The organism is uncultured Corynebacterium sp., assembly GCF_946998835.1.
Lineage (GTDB): Bacteria > Actinomycetota > Actinomycetes > Mycobacteriales > Mycobacteriaceae > Corynebacterium.
The window spans coordinates 83011-103523 of record NZ_CAMQAZ010000001.1; the positions used below are offsets into that span (position 1 = coordinate 83011).

Below are 20513 nucleotides of genomic sequence, written 5' to 3' on the forward strand. Positions count from 1 at the left end.
TGAGCGCTAATGCTAGTCGGTCCGCTTATCCGGGTTACACGCCAGACGGCCGAACGCAGTAGACGTCATCCCGCGTTCTTCGATGAACTCATCGCTAAAGCACGGACCACCAGAACCGGTTGTGTAGTTGCTATCTGCTTCAACCTGTTGCCAGGACCCGTCTTTCCACTGGTACGCAAATACGGCCCCGGTGTTGGCAGGTCCGCCCACTGCCCACAGTCCGTCACACGCGGTAATTGAGAGATCTCCTCGGGGATCCGGAAACGCTGATGCCTCACAGTCCCCGCTGATTGGGTGTTCGGACGTAGCCGTACTCGTAGTTTTCCTAGTCTTTGTTGCTTCCTTCTTCGTGGACGTCGTGGTCTCTGACCCCTCGCATGCTGTCACCACATTCTGGAAACCAACCGGGGCGCCTTCTCGCTTCAGCCGGTCGATGTCGAAGCAAGCGTAGTCACTGGGCGATTGTGTCCCGTGGCGCTCGTATTCAGCCCAGCCCGAACCGTCCCAACGCCACGCGCCGAATCCACCGGTGCCTTCAACCCCAGTCACAGCCCACTGGCCATCGCAAAAGTATATGACCAGTCGACTTGGATCATTGGCGAGAGCCGATGCCGCACAGTGTTCCTTCTTGGTTTTCTCCGCCGACTTCACCTTCACGGTCTCTGTCGCAGTCGCAGTAACAGTACGCTTCGGTGCCGCTTCGTCCTTGGCACCCGCCCCAAACCACTGCCCACCTCGGCCACTCACAGCTAGGTACAGCACCGTCGCCACGGCGACAATCACAACGAGCAGCAGCACAATTAATGCCCATAGCACTCCCCGACCCTGACTGCGCTTCTCCTCGACCTGCGGCGCAAACAGCTCAGGCTGATCTTGCGGATCATCGGAAGGCCGAAGCTCCCATTCGCTGTAGTCTTTACTCATTTTGGGGCAAGCGCTTTCTGTTAGTTGTCCTGCAATCCACGACAGAGAAACAAATCAAAGTCGGTTAACGAAATTTAACACGGATCCGAGCGGTAATCAGCCTCGTTTTTCATTGCACGCACGTTTCCGCCCCATTGGCTCTTCAACGAACACGCTTCTGCCGCGCTACCAGCGTCGAAGTAGACAGCGTAAACGTCCTTGCCTTCATAAGAAGGCCTCAGCGACGGGCACTGCCCCGGCGTGGCGTACTGAAGGCCCGAGTCCCGCTCAAGAGCACGCGCTAGCTCCTGCCTTGTCGACGAATTGTCACCGCCCATCACAGACTGAACGATCAGCACATAGTGGCCGTCACACGCCAAGCTCGCCGGCACAACGGTCCCGCGAGAGGTCTGCACCGAAGAAATAAGACCAGTGCTTTCTCGCTGCGCCGGTTCCTGCTGACCCTGCGCTTCAGTCTGCGTCTGGGTAACCGTTTTCGTAGCCGTTTCCTCCGCAGGCGTTTCCGCCACGCTTGACGACGACACTTGCGTCTGATTCCCAAAGGGCAAGCTAATCCGCTCGGTTTTCACTCCCCACACGAGGGAGCCGAGCACGGCAACCAGTGCGATAGCTACGACTACAACAAGTGCCCAAATCAGGCCGTTACGAGTGCTGCTACCACTACCGCCAGATACTGGCGCGGGCTGCTCGGGTTTCAGCTCCCACTGATCATAATTACCGCTCATTGCACTACAGGCTCTTCCACTGGCATGGATGGGTCGGTCGGGCAGGCGTAACCAGAAGGCTTGGCTCCCGCCGCAATTAAGTAGGCGGCAGCTGCGCCAATCATGACGCCATTGTCAGTGCACAGCTTAATCGGTGGCACATGCAGAGTGATTCCCGCTGAAGTGGCCCGCGCCGCTGCGAGTTCACGCAGCCTCGAATTCGCCGCTACCCCACCACCGAGCAGCAAAGTGGTGGCGCCCGCATCCTGAGCTGCTCGAACGGCCTTCTTCGTCAACACATCGCAGACCGCTTCTTGGAAGGAAGCGCAAACATCCTCGACGGAGTACTCACGTCCTTCCTTCTCCGCTGCCTCCACGTAGCGGGCCACGGCGGTCTTGAGGCCGGAGAAGGAGAAGTCGTGGCGCGCATCCTGTTGACGCATCATGGCGCGTGGAAAAGCGATGGCCTTGCGGTTTCCCCGCTTGGCTAATTTATCGATAATCGGCCCGCCCGGGTATCCCAATCCAAGCAACCTCGAAACCTTGTCGTAGGCTTCTCCGGCTGCGTCGTCAAGCGTCGACCCGAGCTCCTGCATCGGGCGACCGACCCCCTGTACGCGCAGCAGCTGCGTGTGACCGCCGGAAACTAGCAGAGCCACAGCGTTGGACAAATCCGCACCATCGAGGGCTCCGACAGCAACGTGACCGCCCAGGTGGTTGATGCCGTAGAAAGGCACGCCCCAGGCGGCGGCATAGGCCTTCGCACCTGCCGAACCAACAAGCAGCGCACCGGCCAGCCCAGGCCCCACGGTAGCGGCGACGGCATCGGGGATAAAAGCGTCGACACCGAGCTTGGCAGCTGCTTGCGCACGAGCCTCGGAAACTACTGGCTGCAAGGCCTCCAAGTGAGCGCGGGAGGCAATCTCGGGAACCACGCCGCCGAAACGGGCGTGCTGTTCCATGGAGGATGCGACGACGTCGGCAAGCACTTCCACCTCGGGAATGGCAGGGGTGCCGGCGCCTGTGCCAGTGTCGTCGTAGCGCACGCGCATCACTGCGGCGCCAGTCTCATCGCAGGAACTCTCGATTGCCAGCAGGGTCAACTCGGTCATAGCAGTAATGGTACTAGCGCGGCATCGGGGCGCTTACCGGCAACCGAGCTTAAATCTCGAGGCGACCGAGGTTCCTCACAGCGGCACGCCAGAGGGCGTATTCCTCCGGGTAGTCATCGCGGTAGTGACGAACGGCACGCATGCCGTGCTTGATGCGTTCGATTTCCTCGTCCCCAATGTCCTCGCCCTCGGCATCGACGAAGACAACCGTTCCACAGATAGCGGTGGTCGGGTCGGTGAAGAAAGCGGAGTTACCCGTGGCTGCCTCATTGCGGCCGAGGGACGCGACCGGGTTCGGCTCCGCCCCCTCCGCCTTGGCCGTCGGATTGTAGAGAGCCGCGTAATCCGTACCATCTTCCTGGAACACCACGGAAACTCGGTCGGAGGACACTCCGCCAAGGAAGGCCGCGGCGGCATCCAGCTCGAATTCGACGATGCGGTGCGTCAGGTCAGGGTTCACCAGAAAACCTTTAATCATGAAATCAGAGGTACCGCACCGCGCCCGCTCCCGCATCTCGAGAGCACTACCCCCGCCCCGCTATGGCCGCGGGATGTTACGCAGGTTCGACCGAGCCATGTTGATCATCTGGCCGACGCCACCACCGAAGACCGTGCGAGTAGCTGCCTTGGAGAATCCCATCAGCATCTCCCAGGTGATGTTTGCCGGAATGGACAGAGCGTTCGGATCGGTGACCATGTCAACCAGCACCGGGCCGTCGTAGGCCAGCGCCTCTTGAATCAGACGGGGCGCATCGGCGGGATCCTCAATGCGGATCGCCTTGATACCCAGCGACTCCGCGACTCCGGCGTAGTCAACTGCGCCGTGGTCGGTCTGATGCTCAGGCAACCCCTGAACCAGCATCTCCAACTTGACCATGCCAAGCGAAGAGTTGTTAAACACAAACATCTTGATGGGCAGCTGCTCCTGCTGCACGGTAATGAGTTCACCGAGCAGCATCGACAGGCCACCGTCCCCGTTGAAGGTAATGACCTGGCGATCCCGATCGGCAGCTTGCACGCCGATGGCCTGCGGCAACGCATTGGCCATAGTGCCGTGACGGAACGATCCAATCTGCTCGCGCTTGCCGTTCGGGGTGACGTAGCGGGCAGCCCAGACATTGCCCATACCGGTATCGACGGTGAAGACGGTGTCATCATCGGCGTACTTGTCAATCAAGTCGGCCACATACTCCGGGTGAATCGGTCGCATGTTCTCAACGTCGTGGGTGTATGCCTCGATGACCTGGCTGAGCAGACGCTCGTGATTCCGCAGCTGCTTGTCCAAGAAGGAGCGGTCGGTCTTTTCTTCCACGTACGGCAGGATGGTTTCAATCGTGGCGGCCACATCGCCGACAACTGGGTACTTCACTGTGGTGCGACGACCGATGGCACGGCCATCGATATCGACCTGGGCGACATTCTTAGTCGGCAGGAAGTCGTTGTAGGGGAAGTCGGTGCCGAGCAGAATCAGCAGGTCGGCATCGTTGGAGGCGTCGTGGCAGGCGCCGTAGCCCAGCAGGCCGGACATGCCGACGTCGTACGGGTTGTCGTACTGGATGTACATCTTGCCGCCGAGCGCATGCCCCACCGGCGACTTGATCTTCTCCGCGAGCTTCAGCACCTGCTCGCGGGCATCCTTCACACCTGCGCCACAGAAGAGCGTGACAGTTTTAGCCTCGTTGATTGCGTCGGCAAGCGCGGCGGCCTGACCGGTATCGGGGAAGACAACTGGGCGACCGCCGCTGATGGTGGAAGTGACGAACTCGTCATTTTCCACCTCGTGCGTAGTGATGTCTCCCGGCAGCACCAGCACGGAAACGCCGTGGCCAGTCATGGTCGACTGAATGGCGTGATGCAAAACGACGCTTCCCTGCTCCGCAGAGTTCACCATCTCGCAGTAACCGGAGCATTCGTTGAAGATAAACTCCGGATGGGTCTCCTGGAAGAAGTTCGAGCCAATCTGGCGGGAGGGAATGTGCGATGCCAGCGCCAGCACCTTTGCGCCGTTGCGGTGGGAATCATAGAGGCCCTGAATGAGGTGGGTGTTACCCGGACCGCAAGAGGCCGCACACACTGCTAATTCGCCGGTGACCAGGGACTCGGCACCGGCAGCGAAGGCCGCAGCCTCCTCGTTGCGGACGTGCACCCACTCAATGGAGGACTCACGCACCGCGTCGACAATGGGGTTCAAGCTATCTCCGACGAGTCCGAAGATTCGCTTGACACCTTGATTCTCTAGAGTTTCTACGAGCTGCTTTGCAAAGGTTTTAGCCATGTGCCCGGTCTAACGCAGAATAGTCGCTACGTCAACATTTAGCCGGCGGACGCAGGCCGACACATCGTGTACGCATCCGCACCCGAACCCGGATAGTAGTTCTTCCGCAGCCCCATATTCTCGAAGCCATAACGCCCATACATGGCAATCGCCGGTTCGTTATCCGTGCGCACTTCCAAGAACACCGGTCCCGGGTCCTCCGCCACAGCCGCCATCAGCGCATCCATGAGCTGCGCGCCAAAACCCTGACGCTGCCACTGGCTCCCCACGCCAATCGTGTGAATCTCGTACTCGGCGGCTCCCGCAGGTCCCAACTTGGTGATCCCCGCATAACCGCAGAGCTCCTCGCTCCCGTCCGGCTGATCTGACTCCGTGACCAGCCCGACGTAGAAATTGTTCGGCGCAGCCAGCTCCGCTAGAAACGCCGATTCCGGCCAGGGGTCGTCCCCGGCAAACAGCTCCGCCTCAATCGCCGCACACGCCGTCGCCGCAGCAGGTCCGAGACGCACTAGCTTGACGACGCTCATCTCATAGCCTTCGGGACAACAGCATCCGGACGGCGCAGATACAGCGGTACTAGTGGGCCCGGCGCGGAGTCAAAGTCGACTACCTCAACCATGGCTTTCGGAGTGGGATAAACCTGTTCGGCGGTGGCCTCCAGCCCCATAATTTGCTCGATGTGGCTCACGCTGCCGCGGGCGTGCGTCGGCGCAAAGTCGGCGACTTCTGCCGCGAGTTCTTCCTTGAGCAGCTTCATTACATCGGCTGGTTTGGCCACTGCCGGTCCGAAAATCCGCTGACCATCGCGGTAGGCCGCGAAATACACCTCGCGTCGGCGGGCATCGGTGACGACCAGTTCATCACGGGCTCTACCCGCGCCACTAGCGAGCGCATCCAAGCTGCAGATGCCGTAGCAGGGAATTCCCAGGGCATCGGCGAAGGAGGAGGCGGTGGCCATGCCGACACGCAGACCGGTAAATGGCCCCGGCCCACAGCCAACGACCACTGCGTCCAGCTCGGTTGCGGCCATCCCGCTGTCGGCGAGGCACTGCTGAATCAGCGGCACCAGCACCTCGTTGTGTGCGCGGGCATCCAGGTGCAGCTGCTCGGCCACGGTTTCGCAGTCGCGGACAATGCCCGCAGTGACCTGTGGAGTCGATGTATCAATGGCCAAAATGTTCATATTCAGTAACCTACTTGAACCGACTGGAGCCTACTTGCTCCACTTCCAGGTGACGACGCGGGTATCGTCGTCACGCGAACGATCGATGCTGACCTGCAGATAGCGCTCGGAGAGCACCTCGGCGAGCCCCATGCCCCATTCGGCGACCACAACGCTGTCTTCAAGGTCGGTATCCAGATCGAGCGAGTCCAACGCGTCGAAGGCATCGCCGGCGGAGCCGGGGCCCTCTTCCCCAAAGAGTCGATAGGCATCGACGTGGATGAGGGTGACGCCGTCTTTTCCGAGCGGGCGGTGCTCGCGGGCGATGGTGAAAGTCGGCGAAGTCACACGACCGCGCACATCCATACCGCTGGCAATGCCCTGCGTGAGGGTGGTCTTGCCCGCACCGAGTGGGCCATCGAGAATCACCAAATCCCCGGCGACTAACTCGCGACCGATTTCCTCGCCGAGGTCACGCATATCCTCTGCGGTCGGCGCGAGACGGCTGCGCACCCACTTTCTCTCACTGCGCCCCTTCGGGCTAGTGAGGATTTCGTAGTTGATGGTGCCGGCTGCCTCCGCCAGATCGTCGAGTCCGGGCTCTCCCAGCGCGGGATCGCCGACGATGACCGCAGTGTCACCGGCCTCAACATCGGTGTCGAGCCCAAGGTCGACGACGAACTGATCCATGCACACGCGCCCCACCTGCGGATAACGCGTGCCGTTGATGCTGACCTTGAAATTCCCGGATGCCGATCGCATCATCCCGTCGGCGTAGCCGCAGGGCACGATGCCAATGGTGGTGTCACGGTCAGCTGTCCACGTCTGGCCATAGGACACCGACTGTCCCGCCGGCAGCTTCTTCACCAAGATGACCGAGGCTTCCCACCTCATCGCGGGGCGCAATCCATGGGTGGCCCCCTCAATTGGCTCGCCACCATAAATAGCCAGGCCTGGGCGCACCATGTCAAAGGCCAGGTCAGGACGCGACAACGATGCCGGCGAATTCGCCGCATGGTTAATCATCTCGTCCAGCCCCTCCTTGCGCAGTGCCGCAATCGCAGCACGGAAGTTCTGCGCCTGCTTATCGACGCTTCCGTTGCCCGGCTCATCCGCGCACGCAAAGTGCGTGAAGGCACCGGTGATGTTCAGCGCACCGGTCTTGTGTAGCTCCACCAGCTGGTCGACCGCATTGTCAAAGTCCCCATTGGCCATGGAGAATCCCGAGCGACCCAAGCCCGTATCGACCATCACCGTCACCCGTGGTGTCACCGACAGCGCCCGCCCGGCATTGGCCACAGCCAGCACATGAGCCATCGATGGCAGACCGAGGTCAATATCTGCGGCCAGAGCGCGCTGTACCAACGAGGTGGCTGCCGCGTCCCAGATCCATGCGAGGATGGGGGCCTCGTCGTCAAGCGTGGCGCGGAGGGAGAGCGCCTCGTCGATTGTTGCGACGCCGAGCTGCGTTGCCCCGCCGGCCAGCGCGGCCTGCGCGGTCTGAAGCGCGCCCTGCGAGTAGCCGTCCGCCTTGACGACGGCCATGAATTCCGACACCCCCGCGATGGCCTTGACGGTCTTCACATTGTGGGCGATTGCGTCGAGATTAACGGTGTGGGTGAGGATGGCTGGTGCCGAGGAAGTCATAGCCGTATTTTGCCACTGCTGCCTTCATTGGTGAACCATGCGGTGGCATCTCGGATGGATTCAGCGATGTCCTGGGCACTGCAGGGGGCTGGCCCGAAGTCTGTCTGCGCGGCTAAAAATGCGGCGCGAGCGTGAATAATTACTGGTAGATAGAGAGCTTCGCCACGCGCTACCCAGGCGCCGAGGAGTCCGGACAGCACATCGCCGGAACCCGGGGTCGCGGCCCAGGAGCTGCCCGCGTCCACCACGACTGTGCGCTGCGTTTTCGGATTGGCAATCACGGTGCGACGTCCCTTGAGCAACACTTCGCAGAAGAACTGCTCGGCAAGTTCACGGGCATCTGCGATGGCGTTAGTGACCTCGTGCCCGGTAAGACGCTCAAATTCGCCGGCGTGTGGCGTGAGAACAGTGCGCAGGTTGCGCTCCTGGCCGCGCTCACGGACGAGCTGTCGGATGTCCTCATGCTCAGAGAGCAGCGTCAGTGCGTCAGCATCAATGACCACTGGTTTGTCGGTGGCCAGTATGTCACGCAGTTCCTCGGCGGCATGCTCATCAGTGCCACGACCAGGGCCGACGACCCAGTCATCGACGCGCACGTCTTTGCGATCCACCGAGTCCGACTGCGCAATGACCGTCGGCAAGGCCGCGGTGATGCGATTACGTGCGGCCGCGTCGCCGACATAGATGACCGCGGGGCTCGTCGCGTGCACGGCAGCGGAGGCACACAGCTGACCAGCGCCCGGATACGCCTCACTACCGGCGGCGATACCTGTAACTCCGGTGGAGTACTTGTGGTCATTAGCACCGGGTTCGAGCTGAGTCTTCGCGCCAAAAGGTGCCGGAAAGCTCCCGCCTAGGGCTTCGTAAAACTCTACGGTCGGAGTCTGGTGGTGGACGGCATTGTAGTGACCGTTTTCATAGAGCGTCTGCCCCAGGCCCGGAAGTTCGAGGGAGAAGGCATCGAGCGCAATTTCGTATAATTCGACCTCACCACAGGCTTCTGACAGCGCATGCGCGTAGCGCAGTCCGCCGAAGGTCACCGTTGTCGTGGCCTCGACGTGGGATGGCAGGTACGGATCCTGGCCCTCTTCCAGGTCGAGGTCGGGATTGATGGTCTGGGAGGGCGGATCAAAAGTGCGTCCGGTATCGGCTTCCACACCACTCGGCACGTCGACCGAGAGAATAGGCACCTCACCTATGTTTGCCTCGCGCACCAGCCACGCAGCCTCTTCGCGCAGTGCACCATGACCACCGAGCCCCACAATTCCGTCGATAATCAGTGCGTAGTCTTCACTTATCGACCACAGAATCTTCGATAAATCCGTCTCCCGGTCACGCCCCAGCGGCAACACCCGCCCACCTGCGAGCTCAAACGCTTTCAGTGCCCGTTCATGGGGCTTCGAGCCCAGCAGCACCGCATCCACACCGTGCCCACCCGAGGACAAGCCCCGCCCCGCATAGAGCGCATCACCACCATTGCCTCCCGACCCCACCAACAGCAGCACACGACCGCGACCGGGCTCTGGGTTCGCCTCTGCGAGCATCCGTTCCGCGACCTCCGACACAGCGGCGGCGTGGCGCATGAGTTCGTCGTCACGCGTTTGCGCATCCAAATATGGCTGTTCCGCGGCGCGAATTTCGGCGACTGTGTAGCAGTTCGTCATATCTCCAGCCTACGATTGGCCCCTATGGATGACTACTCCCCGAGCACGCGAGTTTTCGGCCCCCGACTGCGCGCGTTTCCACAGGCGTATCTGCGTTCGCTGCGTCATCCCGAGTGGCTCCCCCACGGCGTACAGGACGTCCGCGAAGTCCTCGACGGCAAAATCACGCCTAACCTGGACAGATACGAGGACCGTACACCAATCGTGCTGGTTCACGGCACCTGGATGAACTCGTTCAACACCTTCGCCATGCTGGGGCCGTTCCTCGCTGAGAATCGTCCAGTATTTTCACTTGAGTACGGCACCGACCCCGCCGCACTGGTCAGCCGTCTGCGCAGCATCAATGCCACCACCGATTTGCACGACGCGCTCGCCGAAGTCACCGACCTTCTCGACCGCTTCCGAGCCCAACTCTCCCTTCCCCGCATCGACCTCATCGGTCATTCTCAGGGCGGGCTGCACTGTCGCAGTTACGCCAACGCGGTCATCGATTCGCTTTACGACGACGCCCTCAACCGCGGCCTCACCGAAGAAGAAGCCGAGCAGTTCGCCGCCGACAACAACCCCGTGCGAGCAGTTATCTCACTTGCGGGAAACCATCGCGGCACGACCGCGTGGGGTATGCGTCGGGCACTCAATACCCTGCAGCGATATGGCCTACCAGTAGACAAACTCGTTGACCGCCTAGTCGGCCGGGCCTGCGTGCAACAGCTTTTGGACTCTGACTACTTTGCGACTCTCAACCGCGCAGCGCGTGGCATTACCCGGCGTGGCCCGCACTACCTGAACATCGGTACTCCTTTCGACACCGTTGTCCGCCCATGGACCGGCGCGTTTTTACCCGAACAGGACGGCCACCGCATTACCAACGTCAACAACGCCTCTGGTGGTGGCGACTGGTCCGACCACCTCGCACTGCTGTACTCCCCCAATACGCTCGAACTCATCCACGAATTCTTGGACGAGCTGGATGACGCTGGGAAGGGTGACGCTGAGGAGAGGGACGCGGCGCACCATGCACGACAGCGAGTTCTACCCATGTACGGCGCTCTGCCGAGAAGGGATGGGCGGAGGGGACTGTGGAGGGGACGAACCTAATCCAGTCTGAAATTTTTAGAACATATTTCTCGAAATCTATTGACTAACATTCAAACAGGTGTACGATTATGGGTGTAGGGAAAATTTGTAGGCGAAAGTTCTTTGCTTGAGGTTCGGGTCCTACGGGGCCCGGGTGGAAAACCTTTCCCCTTCCCCTTTCAGAGGACTCACCCTTCAATTCTCCGGCGGACACGTAGTAACCAGGGGGATAACCAATGTCATCGCCGCCCACAGAACTTCCAGCTCCAGGCCAAAAACCATCATGGGCCAACCAACAACCAGACGACCCCATCAGCACCGCGGCTCGTACCATCAACGCTGCGGACCTTCAGCTCATCGATATCTGCGCGCCCGGTGATGAAGTCGATGTCAATCACCACCTCGCCCGCATAAGCATTCGAACTGGTCTTAGCCGCGGTAAGTGCTCTACGTTGTGTGAAATTGCGCTGATGTTTGAGCGCTTGCCAAAGGTCCGAGCCCTCATCGAATCCACCTACTGTTTCTCGCTCGCCCATCTCCGCGCCATTGCCAACGGAGTTGCGGGCCTATCTCCAGACCAGTTCGACACGGTAGAACCGCACCTGTTGGAAATACTCACTCCGACGCGGCCTCGACAGGCGATGATTGGTGTCTACACGCTGTCTCGCCTAATCGGTGACATGGTTTCCGAGTACAACGACTGCGCTCGCAACGACGGCACCCAGCGAGTTCCAGAAGGCGAAACGGTCGCACTCGCAGACACGGGCGATGGAAAGCACAAAAAGGTCACAGCGATTCTTGAAAACGACCGCGCGACCGAGCTCATGGCCAGAATCCAAGGAGTTCGCAATACCTCCATCAACCGCGGTAAGCAGTGCACTCAGGCAGAGGCACTACTACAACTGGCACAGCAGTCGACCAATGCCGAGATTGTCATCAACGTCTACCGCGAGGTCGGTGGCGGGCCAGCATGGATTGACGGTGTCGGTTGGTTGAGCGAGGTGGCAACCGAAGAATGGCTTGCCCGCGCAACTCACATCCGTATCTCCGCCGACAGCAAGGTCGACGGCTACCGCCCCACCGAGAGTCAGGTGGCTCGTGTCCGTGGGCGTGACGGAATCTGCCGCTTCCCCGGCTGCGATGTCCCGGCCGCCAAGTGCGACCTGGACCATATTCAGCCGTACAACCACGACAATCCCGAGCAGGGCGGCCCAACCGACACGGAGAATCTGCACTGTCTCTGCCGCCGACACCACAACCTCAAAACACACGAGGGCTGGCACATCGACAGGTACCCGGACGGCACGGAGGTATGGACCTCCCGCGATGGGGACACCGCTACTAGCGTTCCGGCTGGGCCGCTAAAGAACGTCGGCAAGCAAACTTTTCCTCAGCGCGTGACGCGGAAGATGAAGACGATCCAGAAGCGAAACCTCGATTGGATGTTGTCATTTTGCCACGTATCCGACGAGATCTGGGAGCTGACAGAGGAGGAAGCAAAACGCATCGAGTCCCTCACGGATGAAGAACTCGATGCGGAAATTGAACAGTACCGACGAAAGCAGGACGAACTACTCGACGGTGACTGATTTAGCCAGGTTTCGCGGCTTATCGATGTCCTCGTTACCGCACTGGCGAGCAATCTCAGCTGCCAGGAACTGCAGCGGAATCGTGGACAGCAGCGGCTGAAGCAGTGTGGATGTCTCTGGGATTTCAATCAGGTAGTTCGCAAACGGAACCACCGACTGATCCCCTTCTTCAGCGATCACGATGGTCTTGGCGCCACGTGCACGAATCTCCTGAATATTGGAGACAATCTTGGAGTGCAGCACAGCGCGCCCCTTCGGCGACGGCACTACGACGACGACCGGAAGATTGTCCTCAATGAGTGCAATCGGGCCATGCTTGAGCTCACCGGCCGGGAAACCCTCCGCGTGAATGTAGGCGAGCTCCTTCAGCTTCAGCGCGCCCTCAAGCGCAACAGGGAAACCAACGTGGCGGCCGAGGAAGAGCATCGTCGAAATGGCGCCGATTTCCTTAGCCATGGCGATGAACTCATCGCCCTTGCCGACGACCTTGTCAATCAGGGCCGGAATGGACTCCAACTCTTCATACTCGCGAGTGACCTCGTCCGGGTACTTGGTGCCGCGTGCCTGCGCAAGAGCCAGCCCGACCAGGTAGTTTGCGGCAACCTGCGCCAGGAAGGACTTGGTTGCGGCCACACCAATCTCCGGGCCGGCGTGTGTGTAGAGCACGGCGTCGGACTCACGCGGAATCTGCGCACCGTTGGTGTTACAAACAGCCAGAACGCGGGCACCCTGGCTCTTTGCGTGGCGCACGGCCTCAAGGGTGTCAGCGGTCTCGCCCGACTGCGAAATAGCGACCACCAGCGTCTGACGATCCAGCACCGGATCGCGGTAGCGGAACTCGGAAGCAACCTCAATCTCGACCGGAATACGAACCCAGTGCTCGATGGCGTACTTGGCCAACAGGCCGGAGTGGTATGCAGTACCACAGGCGACGACGAAAACCTTCTCAATATCTCGCAGGTCCTGGTCGCTCAGACGAGACTCGTCGAGGACAATGCGGCCATCAACGAGGTGACCGGCCAGCGTATCACGGACGGCGGCAGCCTGCTCGTGGATTTCCTTCATCATGAAGGAGTCGTAGCCGCCCTTTTCGGCTGCGGCAAGGTCCCAATCGATGGTGAACGGGCGGCCCTGCTGCTCGTTGCCGGCGAAGTCCAGAATACGGTAATCATCTGCGGTGATGATGACGACGTTATCCTGGCCCAGCTCCACAGCCTCGCGGGTGTGCGCAATGAAAGCCGCAACGTCCGAGCCGAGGAACATCTCGTTTTCGCCCACACCGACAATCAGCGGAGTGGAGCGGCGAGCGGCGATGATGCAATCTGGGTGGTCTGCGTGAGTAAATAGCAGAGTGAAGGCGCCCTCGAGACGATTGAGCACAGAAAGCGCGGAGGCCTCGAAGTCCCCAGCGGTAGCTCCACCGTCGGAACCGTCCATGGCGCGAGCGAGCATGTGCGCGGCGACCTCGGAGTCAGTTTCGGACTTGAGCTCGATGCCGGCGTCCTCCAGCTCCTGACGCAGTGGAGCAAAGTTTTCGATTATGCCGTTGTGGACGATAGCCACCTTGCCGTCAAAAGACTGGTGTGGGTGGGCGTTCTCATCAATCGGGCGACCGTGGGTAGCCCAACGGGTGTGCCCAATTCCGGTGGTTCCGGTGATTTTGTCGCGCCCCTCCGTGTCAAGAGCAGCCTCGAGGTTGGCGAGTTTACCGGCCTTCTTCTCTACAGCGATATGTCCCTGATCGTCGACAATGGCAACACCAGCGGAGTCATAGCCGCGGTACTCCATGCGTCGTAATGCATCGACAGCAATATCCAGGGCGGGCTGATGGCCCACATATCCAACGATTCCACACATGCCCTACAGAATAACCCGCGAAGGAGTTAATCGTCATAACGAAATAGACATTCTCGGGCATCCTGGTACTTTTTCAGCAAAGATGCGCACCTTATAGATAAGCTGTTGACTGTGGCTGACAACTTGAAGACTCTGACATCTAATCTTTCCAAGCGTGGACCGCACCGCGTCATGGTCGGTGACCTCGCCTTCACCGGCCTGCCGGGAAGGGTCTACACGCCTGCGGAGGGCAACGGCATCCCTGGTATCGCCTTCGCTCACGATTGGCGTACACCGATTGAGCAGTACCACGCCACCCTGCGTCACCTAGCTTCGTGGGGCATCGCGGTCGCAGCACCCGATACCGAAAATGGCATCGTGGCAGACCACCGTGGTCTCGCCAATGACCTGGAGACCGCTCTCCAGATTCTCGCCGGTGTCCGCCTTGGAGAAGGTAAGGTCGTCGTCCATCCGAAGAAGCTCGGCGTTGCCGGCCACGGCATGGGAGCCGGTGTAGCTGTCCTCGCCGCTGCTGGTCACGACATCATCTCCGGTGTTGGCTGTGTTTTCCCGGCAACCACTGCGCCTTCTTCGACCGCCGCCGCCACCAATGTCTCGGCTCCGGGGCTCATCCTGGCCCCTGGCGAGGATCAGTGGCTCGACCGCGGTAACCCGGCTCGCCTGGCCGTCAGGTGGAAGGGTGATGTCGTCTACCGCGAAGTCGATAAGGCTGACCAGGGCAGCTTCTCGGAGACGACACTTCTCCGCCGCCTAGCGGGCTTCTCTTCTTCCAAGGTGAAGTACCAGGAGGTCGCGCGCGCGGCACTCACTGGCTTCCTGCTAGCGACAGTTGGCGGCGAGAAGAAATACTCGGATTTCGCAGATCCAACCGCCGCTATCAAGGGCACGACCAATCGTGACATGGAGTGGCTGATCCAGGAGCTACCGGAAAACCCGGAGCACTCGCTGATTTCCGGCAAGAATCACTAAGCCACATCTCAGGGCACTCCCCTGATTGACTTCACAGTCGGCGTCCCCTTCCCCGCCCGCCCAAACAACCGCGCAACGGTTCCCTTCGGCCGGGCGGTTTTTTGTCGCTTCTCGACGCCCGTCGCCACCTCCCCCTTCTTAGATTCGCGCGCTTTACGACGTTCCTCCAAACCCTGCAGTTCCTTCCGCGCCCTATCTATAGCGGTATCAAACTCCTGCCTAGTCACTGCAGCAGTGTCGTAATACGCCTGCCCAATCCGGTCATACTTCGCGGCATGTCTACTCCCCATTACCACTCACCTGCCGTTGGCGAATTGACGGTACCCACGAGCTCCTGAGGCTTTTGCGGCTCAGAAACCTCCGGGGAAGCTGACGCAGATTCTTGTACCGGCGCTGCCTGTGGCTGTGCTTCTGGTTGTGGCTGTGGCTCCTGCGGCAGATTAATTCCCAAGTGCTTTAGTTTCTCAGCCGGAGGAGGCGGTTCAGGAGCATTCTGAGGCTCGGGCTCGGGTTCTGGCTTGCAGTCTTCCGGCTCAGGTTCTGGTTCAGGTTCTGGTTCGGGCTCGCACACCGGTTCTTCAATCTCGGTACACATCTCCAAGTTGAGCAGCGCAGATGCAACACCCCCTGCGATACTGGCCGCGCCAACAGCACCAATGGCAACTCCAGCAGACAGGCCAGCAGCCACACCTACCTCAAGCCCAATGTCAACGTTGGCACCAACCGCAACGCCTCCAGCGATAGCACCGCTGGCACTCACAGCCTCAGGCATCCCTGCGCAGGCCGCCGAGGTAGCACCCGAACTGGCAGCGATAGCTGGCGGTTGCGGCGGCACGTTTACCACCGCGGCCTCGGTGTCACAGGCAGCCTGTTCAAGGCACTGTTCGATGCAGGCATTGCGCGCATCATAGAGTTGGCTAGTGGAATCGACGAGACTGTTACACACCTGCTGAGCTACTTTTGCAGCTGCCGCGCCGCACTCCGGGTCGTCGACAAGCGCTTCGCACTGAGAGAGGATCCCGTCGGTTTGCTCGGCCATATCTTCGGCCTGCTTCTCGCAGTCTTCGAGGACTTCGTCGACTTTCTTACCGCACTCGCCGACGCTTTGGGCACCGTCAGCGGAATGCTCATCCTGTTTTTTGCAGTCCTGGGCAGCCTTCTCGCACCGCTCCTTGGCGGCAACGGCGGCGTTACCTTTCAAGCCGCGCCAATCGAAGGCCATAGCAATGGTCATCGCGGAAGCTATCAACCCCACCGAGTTTGAGAACTTCGACAGGGCGCTGCTCTTCCAGCCGTCGGCACGCCGCGCCTTATCCACGACTTTCGGCAGATTCTTACCGATATCCCCGACTCCGCGCTTGGCGCCAATGCGATTTCCGCGACCAATCACGCGCATTAGAATCGGAATAATTCGTGCTACCCATGGCATCAGTCCCCCACCTCGATTCCACCGAAGTTAATGCTTTCTTCACTGTCGCAGTCCGCAAAGACGCGCCACTGCTCGCGCACTGCCGGGGCATGGTCCCCGAGCCCCGCGTACATCGACTGCCCGTGCTCACGCAGCCGCGCTGCCGCCTGCTGTAGACGAAGCCCCTGTGCGGCAAAGCCCTGCCCACAGTCGGCCGCGGAAACGTCGGGAGCACTTGCCCACCGCTCATGCCCCTCATGGCCACGCTGCTCAATGGCTTGCGCAGCCGATGTCACTGCAGCTGCCGAGAAGTGCAGCAACCCGCTGGCACCACCATCGGCGCTGTCTCCAAAATTATCTACGGACACGAAAAATCCCCTTCCCCCGCGAAAACAGTTCTCACTACTGTTAGGCGCGGAAAAAGGGGATTTGGTTCCGTTGTTATGCCGAGCGGGTGCCCCCGCTATCGAGCGCGGTAAATGCGCTTGCAGCCCTCAACGCCGGTGAAGCTAAACGGACCGGTACCAATCAGGGCATCGTCTCCCAGGTTGGAGTACTCACCCGGATCTTCATGAGTCACTTGAGCGTGGCGGTAGTAGGTCGGATCATCGAGCTTGACGCGGGCATCCAGCTCACGGGCATTGTCCTCAGCGCGCAGCTGCGACTCGTAGCCCTCCACCACAGTGCCGGTGAGGAACTCAGCGACCGAACCGGAGCCGTAGGAGACAATGGCGACCTTCTTACCAGCCAGATCCTTCTCGGTATCCAGCAGCGACAGCAGGCCAAAGTAGGCCGATGCAGTGTAGGAGTTACCGATAATGCGATTGTACGCAGTGGTCGGGCCGAGCTGGCGGATCTCATCTTCCGCGGTAAGTTCCACACCATTGTTGGCCGACAGCTGGCGGTGTGCCTTGTAGGCCATCTTGGTAAACGGCTGGTGGTAGCTAAAGTAGTCAATTTCGCCGAAGTTCACGCCACCGCGGGCACGGTAGTCCTCGTAAGCGCCCTGAACAGCATCGATGTAAGCACTAATGGAGAGCTTGCCCTCCACCAACGCCTGGCTGCGGTGGTTGGGACGCCAGAAGTCCATGACCTCGCGGGTGAATACGCCAGATGCCGCATCAATAGCCAGGATGCGCGGGTTTGCGGTCACCAGCATGGCCACAGCACCTGCACCCTGGGTCGGCTCAGCAGCGGAGTCCAAGTCATAGCGAGCAATGTCGGAAGCGACGACAATGACCTTCTCCTCCTGATTGCGCGCCACCAGAGCGCACGCAAACTGCAGCGCCGCAGTACCGGAATAGCAGGCCTGCTTCAGCTCAACAGAGCGCGCATGCGGGTCAAGACCGACCAACTCATGCACATAGACGGCAGCGGCCTTTGACTGGTCGATACCGGTCTCCGTGGCGAACATGATGGTGCGCACACCGTCGATACCGTGACGGTCCACGATCTTCTTCACTGCGGCCGCGGCCATCGTCACCGGGTCTTCATCAGAGGCAACCACGCTGGAGCGCTCCTGCCCCAGGCCCTTGTGGTACTTTGCCGGTTCCGCTCCGAGTCGGGGCGCAATATCGGCGAGGTCAATGCAGTACGAACCCGTCGCAAAGGCGATGTCATCAATACCGATCGGGGTCACATTGCTTGTTGTCATCAAAACCGTGCCTTCACTACCTCTACAGTTTTTAAGAAATACCGGGCGAAGAAACATCCCACGCCATCAGGACAACCATCAAGACGACCATCAGAGCACAGGATATTTTGCCCACAAAATGTTAATTGCCTACTACAGAAATCTAGCGCGTTTACCTGAGATTTGTCTTAGGTTTTGCGAATTGTCGCAAACAACTATTCGCAAACCGCTACTTACAAACCGCTACTTCGCACGCTCAATAGATACGTGCGCCTCCATCAGCTCGCCCGGGTTCGTCTGCGCGGCAAGCAGGGAGAGCTCACCGCACCAGACAATCGCCGCGCAGCACGCTGCTAGACGACGGGCATTCTCACCCGGCTCACGGTCCTCCTTGCAGCCCAGCGCGGTGAGATTCTTCTCCACGAAGTCCAAGCCCTTGCCGTTGCCCACGGAACCGACGATCAAATGTGGCAGGGTGCAGCTAAAGCGCACGGAGCCGTCGTCAAGCGCCTCTACCTGCGTTAGCCCCTGCGAACCTTCCACGATATTCGCGGCGTCCTGCCCGGTGGCGAGGTAAAAGCCAAGCAGCATATTGGCGTAGTGAGCATTACCACTGCGCAGCGAACCGGCCATGATGGAACCGACGAGATTCTTGCGCTCGTTCAGCTCAGCCAGGCGCTTAGCGGTGGTACGCAGACGCTCGCGGACAACCGGCGCCGGAATGACGGCCTCGGCGATTACGTACTTACCGCGGCCGAGAATGCCGTTGACGGCGGAGGTCTTCTTGTCGGTGCAGTAGTTACCCGAAATGGAGCCGTAGCCCAGCTCCGGCATCTGCTCCATCAGGTACGACATCAGACGCTCCGAGGCCAGCGTGGCCATGTTGTGGCCGGAGGCATCGCCGGAGAAGAAGTCGAAACGGACAAAGAGCAGGCGCGATGCGATCTGGAAGTGGATATCCACCAGCTTGGCAAAACGCGAGGAGGACTCCACGACCTTCTTCAGCTCGTCATACCGAGACAGGATATTGTCGCGCGCGACGACGGCATCAGCGGCCGAGTCGAGAGTGAAAATCACCGAGCGAGTCATCTTCTCGCCGACGAAGGTGCAGGTAATGCCACCTTCGATCATGCGGGAGACCTTCGCACCGCGACCGCAGGACGGCCACAGCGGAGTCTCGTAGGTCGCCAGCGGGATCTTCACCTCGTCATTCATGACGTTGCCACTAATGCGCACCGGACCAATCCAGCTCAGTGGTACGTGTGCATATTCCAGGTCGTGCGAGCTCTTTTCAGCCATTGTCCTAACCGACCCTTTCTAGCTGCATGCAGCTTCGGTTCCCAGCTTGTGTAATTTCCAGCTGTCTTAAATTCTACGGTCAAAAAATTGTGGTCAAAGTTGGGCTGCCAACTTCAGCGGTAACGACTGGATCCCAGCGGAACGCCACCGTGCGGCTATATCCGCGGCAATCTCCTCCGCATCTCCCGCAGCACCGCCCCCGTTTGAGGCTCCCACCAGTGCAATTCCGCAGTCCCCGCCACCGGAGCCACTGCTCTTCCCCGCAGCCCCCGCAGCATCGGCGATGTCCGCGAGCGCTTTCAGCTTCTCCGTCTCAATGCACACCGCACGCTCACGCTCATAGTCCTGCAACAGCGTTCGATTCTCCCGCAGGCAGGCAAACGCCGCGGCGTGGTCTGCGTCGGCAAGCGCCTGCCAGAGTTTTTCGCTTATCGACGAAACCCCGCGCACAAAATCACGGTCTGCGCCCCCGGCCTTCTTCAGCTGCGAATCCGTCTTCACTGGGCTTCCCGTCCAGCCAACCAGTAATTGCAGCCCGCCGAGGTCGGCGCGGCAGTCGATGCGAAGATTCGGCCATGGGGCCGTGACGGCAGCAACTGCGTCAACCTTGACGAGTTCGGCAAGCGCCGTCGGATCCGGGCGGCGGTAGAGCACCACCCCGCCGTGTGCAGAGCATGCGATGTCACCGCCGGAGCCTGCCGCGCCGGCCAAGAGGGTGGCCACCATGGCAATCTTGTAGACCTGCAGCGAATCGAGCTCCATCCCCAGGTGCAGCCCCAGCGCACGGGTCACCGCCACCGCGACGGCGCCAGAGGAGCCCAGGCCATACTTCGCGCCGCTGTCGGCATCGTCGAGGTCCGATTCGATGAGGATGTTGAGGGGGCGTGGGAGGTTGTCCAGTGCGTCCGCTGCAATGCGATAGATCAACGAAATGGCATGCGTGACGATGTCATCTGGCGCATCCACGTCAATAACGCGCCCCTGCGGGCCGTAGTAGCTGGAGTACACACGAGAAACTGACTGCGATGGTTCGGCATCGCGGCACCGAGCCGTCACATAGCGGTCAACACCTGCGATGACGGCCAGCCCGTCGACATCCATCACCGCATACTCGCCGGTGAGATACAGCTTGCCGCAGCCGCGGCCGATGGACTCGCTTTCGATAGGTTCGCCTTTAGCGTTGCTCAACTACT

General features: G+C 60.4%; 18 protein-coding genes. 3 read left to right on the forward strand and 15 right to left on the reverse strand.

What is annotated here, in order from left to right:
• Positions 1-12: 12 nt before the first annotated feature.
• The 9 genes from Q0U90_RS00345 to Q0U90_RS00385 all read right to left on the reverse strand — a co-directional run bounded on the left by Q0U90_RS00345 (position 13) and on the right by Q0U90_RS00385 (position 9488).
• Positions 13-924: a hypothetical protein gene (locus Q0U90_RS00345; protein WP_297449993.1), complete on the reverse strand. Its 912-nt coding sequence runs from the start codon at positions 922-924 to the stop codon at positions 13-15.
• Between the two features lie 74 nt (positions 925-998).
• A complete protein-coding gene (locus tag Q0U90_RS00350; protein ID WP_297449995.1) occupies positions 999-1649 on the reverse strand; it encodes a hypothetical protein in 651 nt (216 codons plus the stop codon).
• A complete protein-coding gene (tsaD, locus tag Q0U90_RS00355; protein ID WP_297450149.1) occupies positions 1646-2731 on the reverse strand; it encodes a tRNA (adenosine(37)-N6)-threonylcarbamoyltransferase complex transferase subunit TsaD in 1086 nt (361 codons plus the stop codon). The genes Q0U90_RS00350 and tsaD overlap by 4 nt, the downstream gene beginning before the upstream one ends.
• 58 nt (positions 2732-2789) lie before the next feature.
• Positions 2790-3218 carry a hypothetical protein gene (locus Q0U90_RS00360; RefSeq protein ID WP_297449997.1) on the reverse strand — a complete coding sequence of 143 codons (429 nt, stop codon included), beginning with the start codon at positions 3216-3218 and terminating at the stop codon, positions 2790-2792.
• Between the two features lie 60 nt (positions 3219-3278).
• Entirely contained in the window at positions 3279-5015 is a 1737-nt protein-coding gene (locus Q0U90_RS00365) for a pyruvate dehydrogenase (RefSeq protein WP_297450000.1), read from the reverse strand.
• Positions 5016-5053: 38 nt separating this feature from the next.
• Positions 5054-5542, reverse strand: coding sequence for a ribosomal protein S18-alanine N-acetyltransferase (gene rimI, locus Q0U90_RS00370; protein ID WP_297450002.1), 489 nt, complete (start codon positions 5540-5542; stop codon positions 5054-5056).
• A complete protein-coding gene (tsaB, locus tag Q0U90_RS00375; protein ID WP_297450004.1) occupies positions 5539-6198 on the reverse strand; it encodes a tRNA (adenosine(37)-N6)-threonylcarbamoyltransferase complex dimerization subunit type 1 TsaB in 660 nt (219 codons plus the stop codon). Before tsaB ends, rimI begins: the two co-directional genes overlap by 4 nt.
• 30 nt (positions 6199-6228) lie before the next feature.
• Positions 6229-7824 carry an alanine racemase gene (gene alr, locus Q0U90_RS00380; RefSeq protein ID WP_297450006.1) on the reverse strand — a complete coding sequence of 532 codons (1596 nt, stop codon included), beginning with the start codon at positions 7822-7824 and terminating at the stop codon, positions 6229-6231.
• Positions 7821-9488, reverse strand: coding sequence for a bifunctional ADP-dependent NAD(P)H-hydrate dehydratase/NAD(P)H-hydrate epimerase (locus tag Q0U90_RS00385; protein ID WP_297450008.1), 1668 nt, complete (start codon positions 9486-9488; stop codon positions 7821-7823). The genes alr and Q0U90_RS00385 overlap by 4 nt, the downstream gene beginning before the upstream one ends.
• A gap of 24 nt (positions 9489-9512) precedes the next feature.
• Between Q0U90_RS00385 and Q0U90_RS00390 the strand changes: the two genes are divergently transcribed.
• Complete coding sequence (locus tag Q0U90_RS00390) at positions 9513-10586, forward strand: alpha/beta fold hydrolase (protein WP_297450010.1); 1074 nt, start codon at positions 9513-9515, stop codon at positions 10584-10586.
• A gap of 215 nt (positions 10587-10801) precedes the next feature.
• Positions 10802-12154 carry an HNH endonuclease gene (locus Q0U90_RS00395; RefSeq protein WP_297450011.1) on the forward strand — a complete coding sequence of 451 codons (1353 nt, stop codon included), beginning with the start codon at positions 10802-10804 and terminating at the stop codon, positions 12152-12154.
• On the opposite strand, the gene glmS is transcribed toward Q0U90_RS00395, so the two are convergent.
• On the reverse strand, positions 12137-14011 hold the full coding sequence (glmS, locus tag Q0U90_RS00400) for a glutamine--fructose-6-phosphate transaminase (isomerizing) (protein WP_297450013.1): 1875 nt from the start codon (positions 14009-14011) through the stop codon (positions 12137-12139). The two genes, Q0U90_RS00395 and glmS, sit on opposite strands and share 18 nt — an antisense overlap.
• Before the next feature lie 111 nt (positions 14012-14122).
• On the opposite strand from glmS, the gene Q0U90_RS00405 reads away from it, so the two are divergent.
• Positions 14123-14980, forward strand: a complete 858-nt coding sequence (locus tag Q0U90_RS00405; RefSeq protein WP_297450015.1) for a dienelactone hydrolase family protein — start codon at positions 14123-14125, stop codon at positions 14978-14980.
• Positions 14981-15269: 289 nt separating this feature from the next.
• Here Q0U90_RS00405 and Q0U90_RS00410 read toward each other — a convergent pair whose 3' ends face one another.
• From Q0U90_RS00410 to Q0U90_RS00430, 5 genes are all read right to left on the reverse strand, one after another.
• Complete coding sequence (locus Q0U90_RS00410) at positions 15270-16409, reverse strand: hypothetical protein (RefSeq protein WP_297450017.1); 1140 nt, start codon at positions 16407-16409, stop codon at positions 15270-15272.
• Positions 16409-16756, reverse strand: a complete 348-nt coding sequence (locus Q0U90_RS00415; protein WP_297450019.1) for a hypothetical protein — start codon at positions 16754-16756, stop codon at positions 16409-16411. The genes Q0U90_RS00410 and Q0U90_RS00415 overlap by 1 nt, the downstream gene beginning before the upstream one ends.
• Positions 16757-16851: 95 nt before the next feature.
• Entirely contained in the window at positions 16852-18042 is a 1191-nt protein-coding gene (locus tag Q0U90_RS00420; protein WP_297450021.1) for a hydroxymethylglutaryl-CoA synthase, read from the reverse strand.
• A gap of 222 nt (positions 18043-18264) precedes the next feature.
• Positions 18265-19320 carry a hydroxymethylglutaryl-CoA reductase gene (locus Q0U90_RS00425; RefSeq protein ID WP_297450023.1) on the reverse strand — a complete coding sequence of 352 codons (1056 nt, stop codon included), beginning with the start codon at positions 19318-19320 and terminating at the stop codon, positions 18265-18267.
• 93 nt (positions 19321-19413) lie between these two features.
• On the reverse strand, positions 19414-20508 hold the full coding sequence (locus Q0U90_RS00430) for a phosphomevalonate kinase (protein WP_297450025.1): 1095 nt from the start codon (positions 20506-20508) through the stop codon (positions 19414-19416).
• Positions 20509-20513 lie beyond the last annotated feature (5 nt).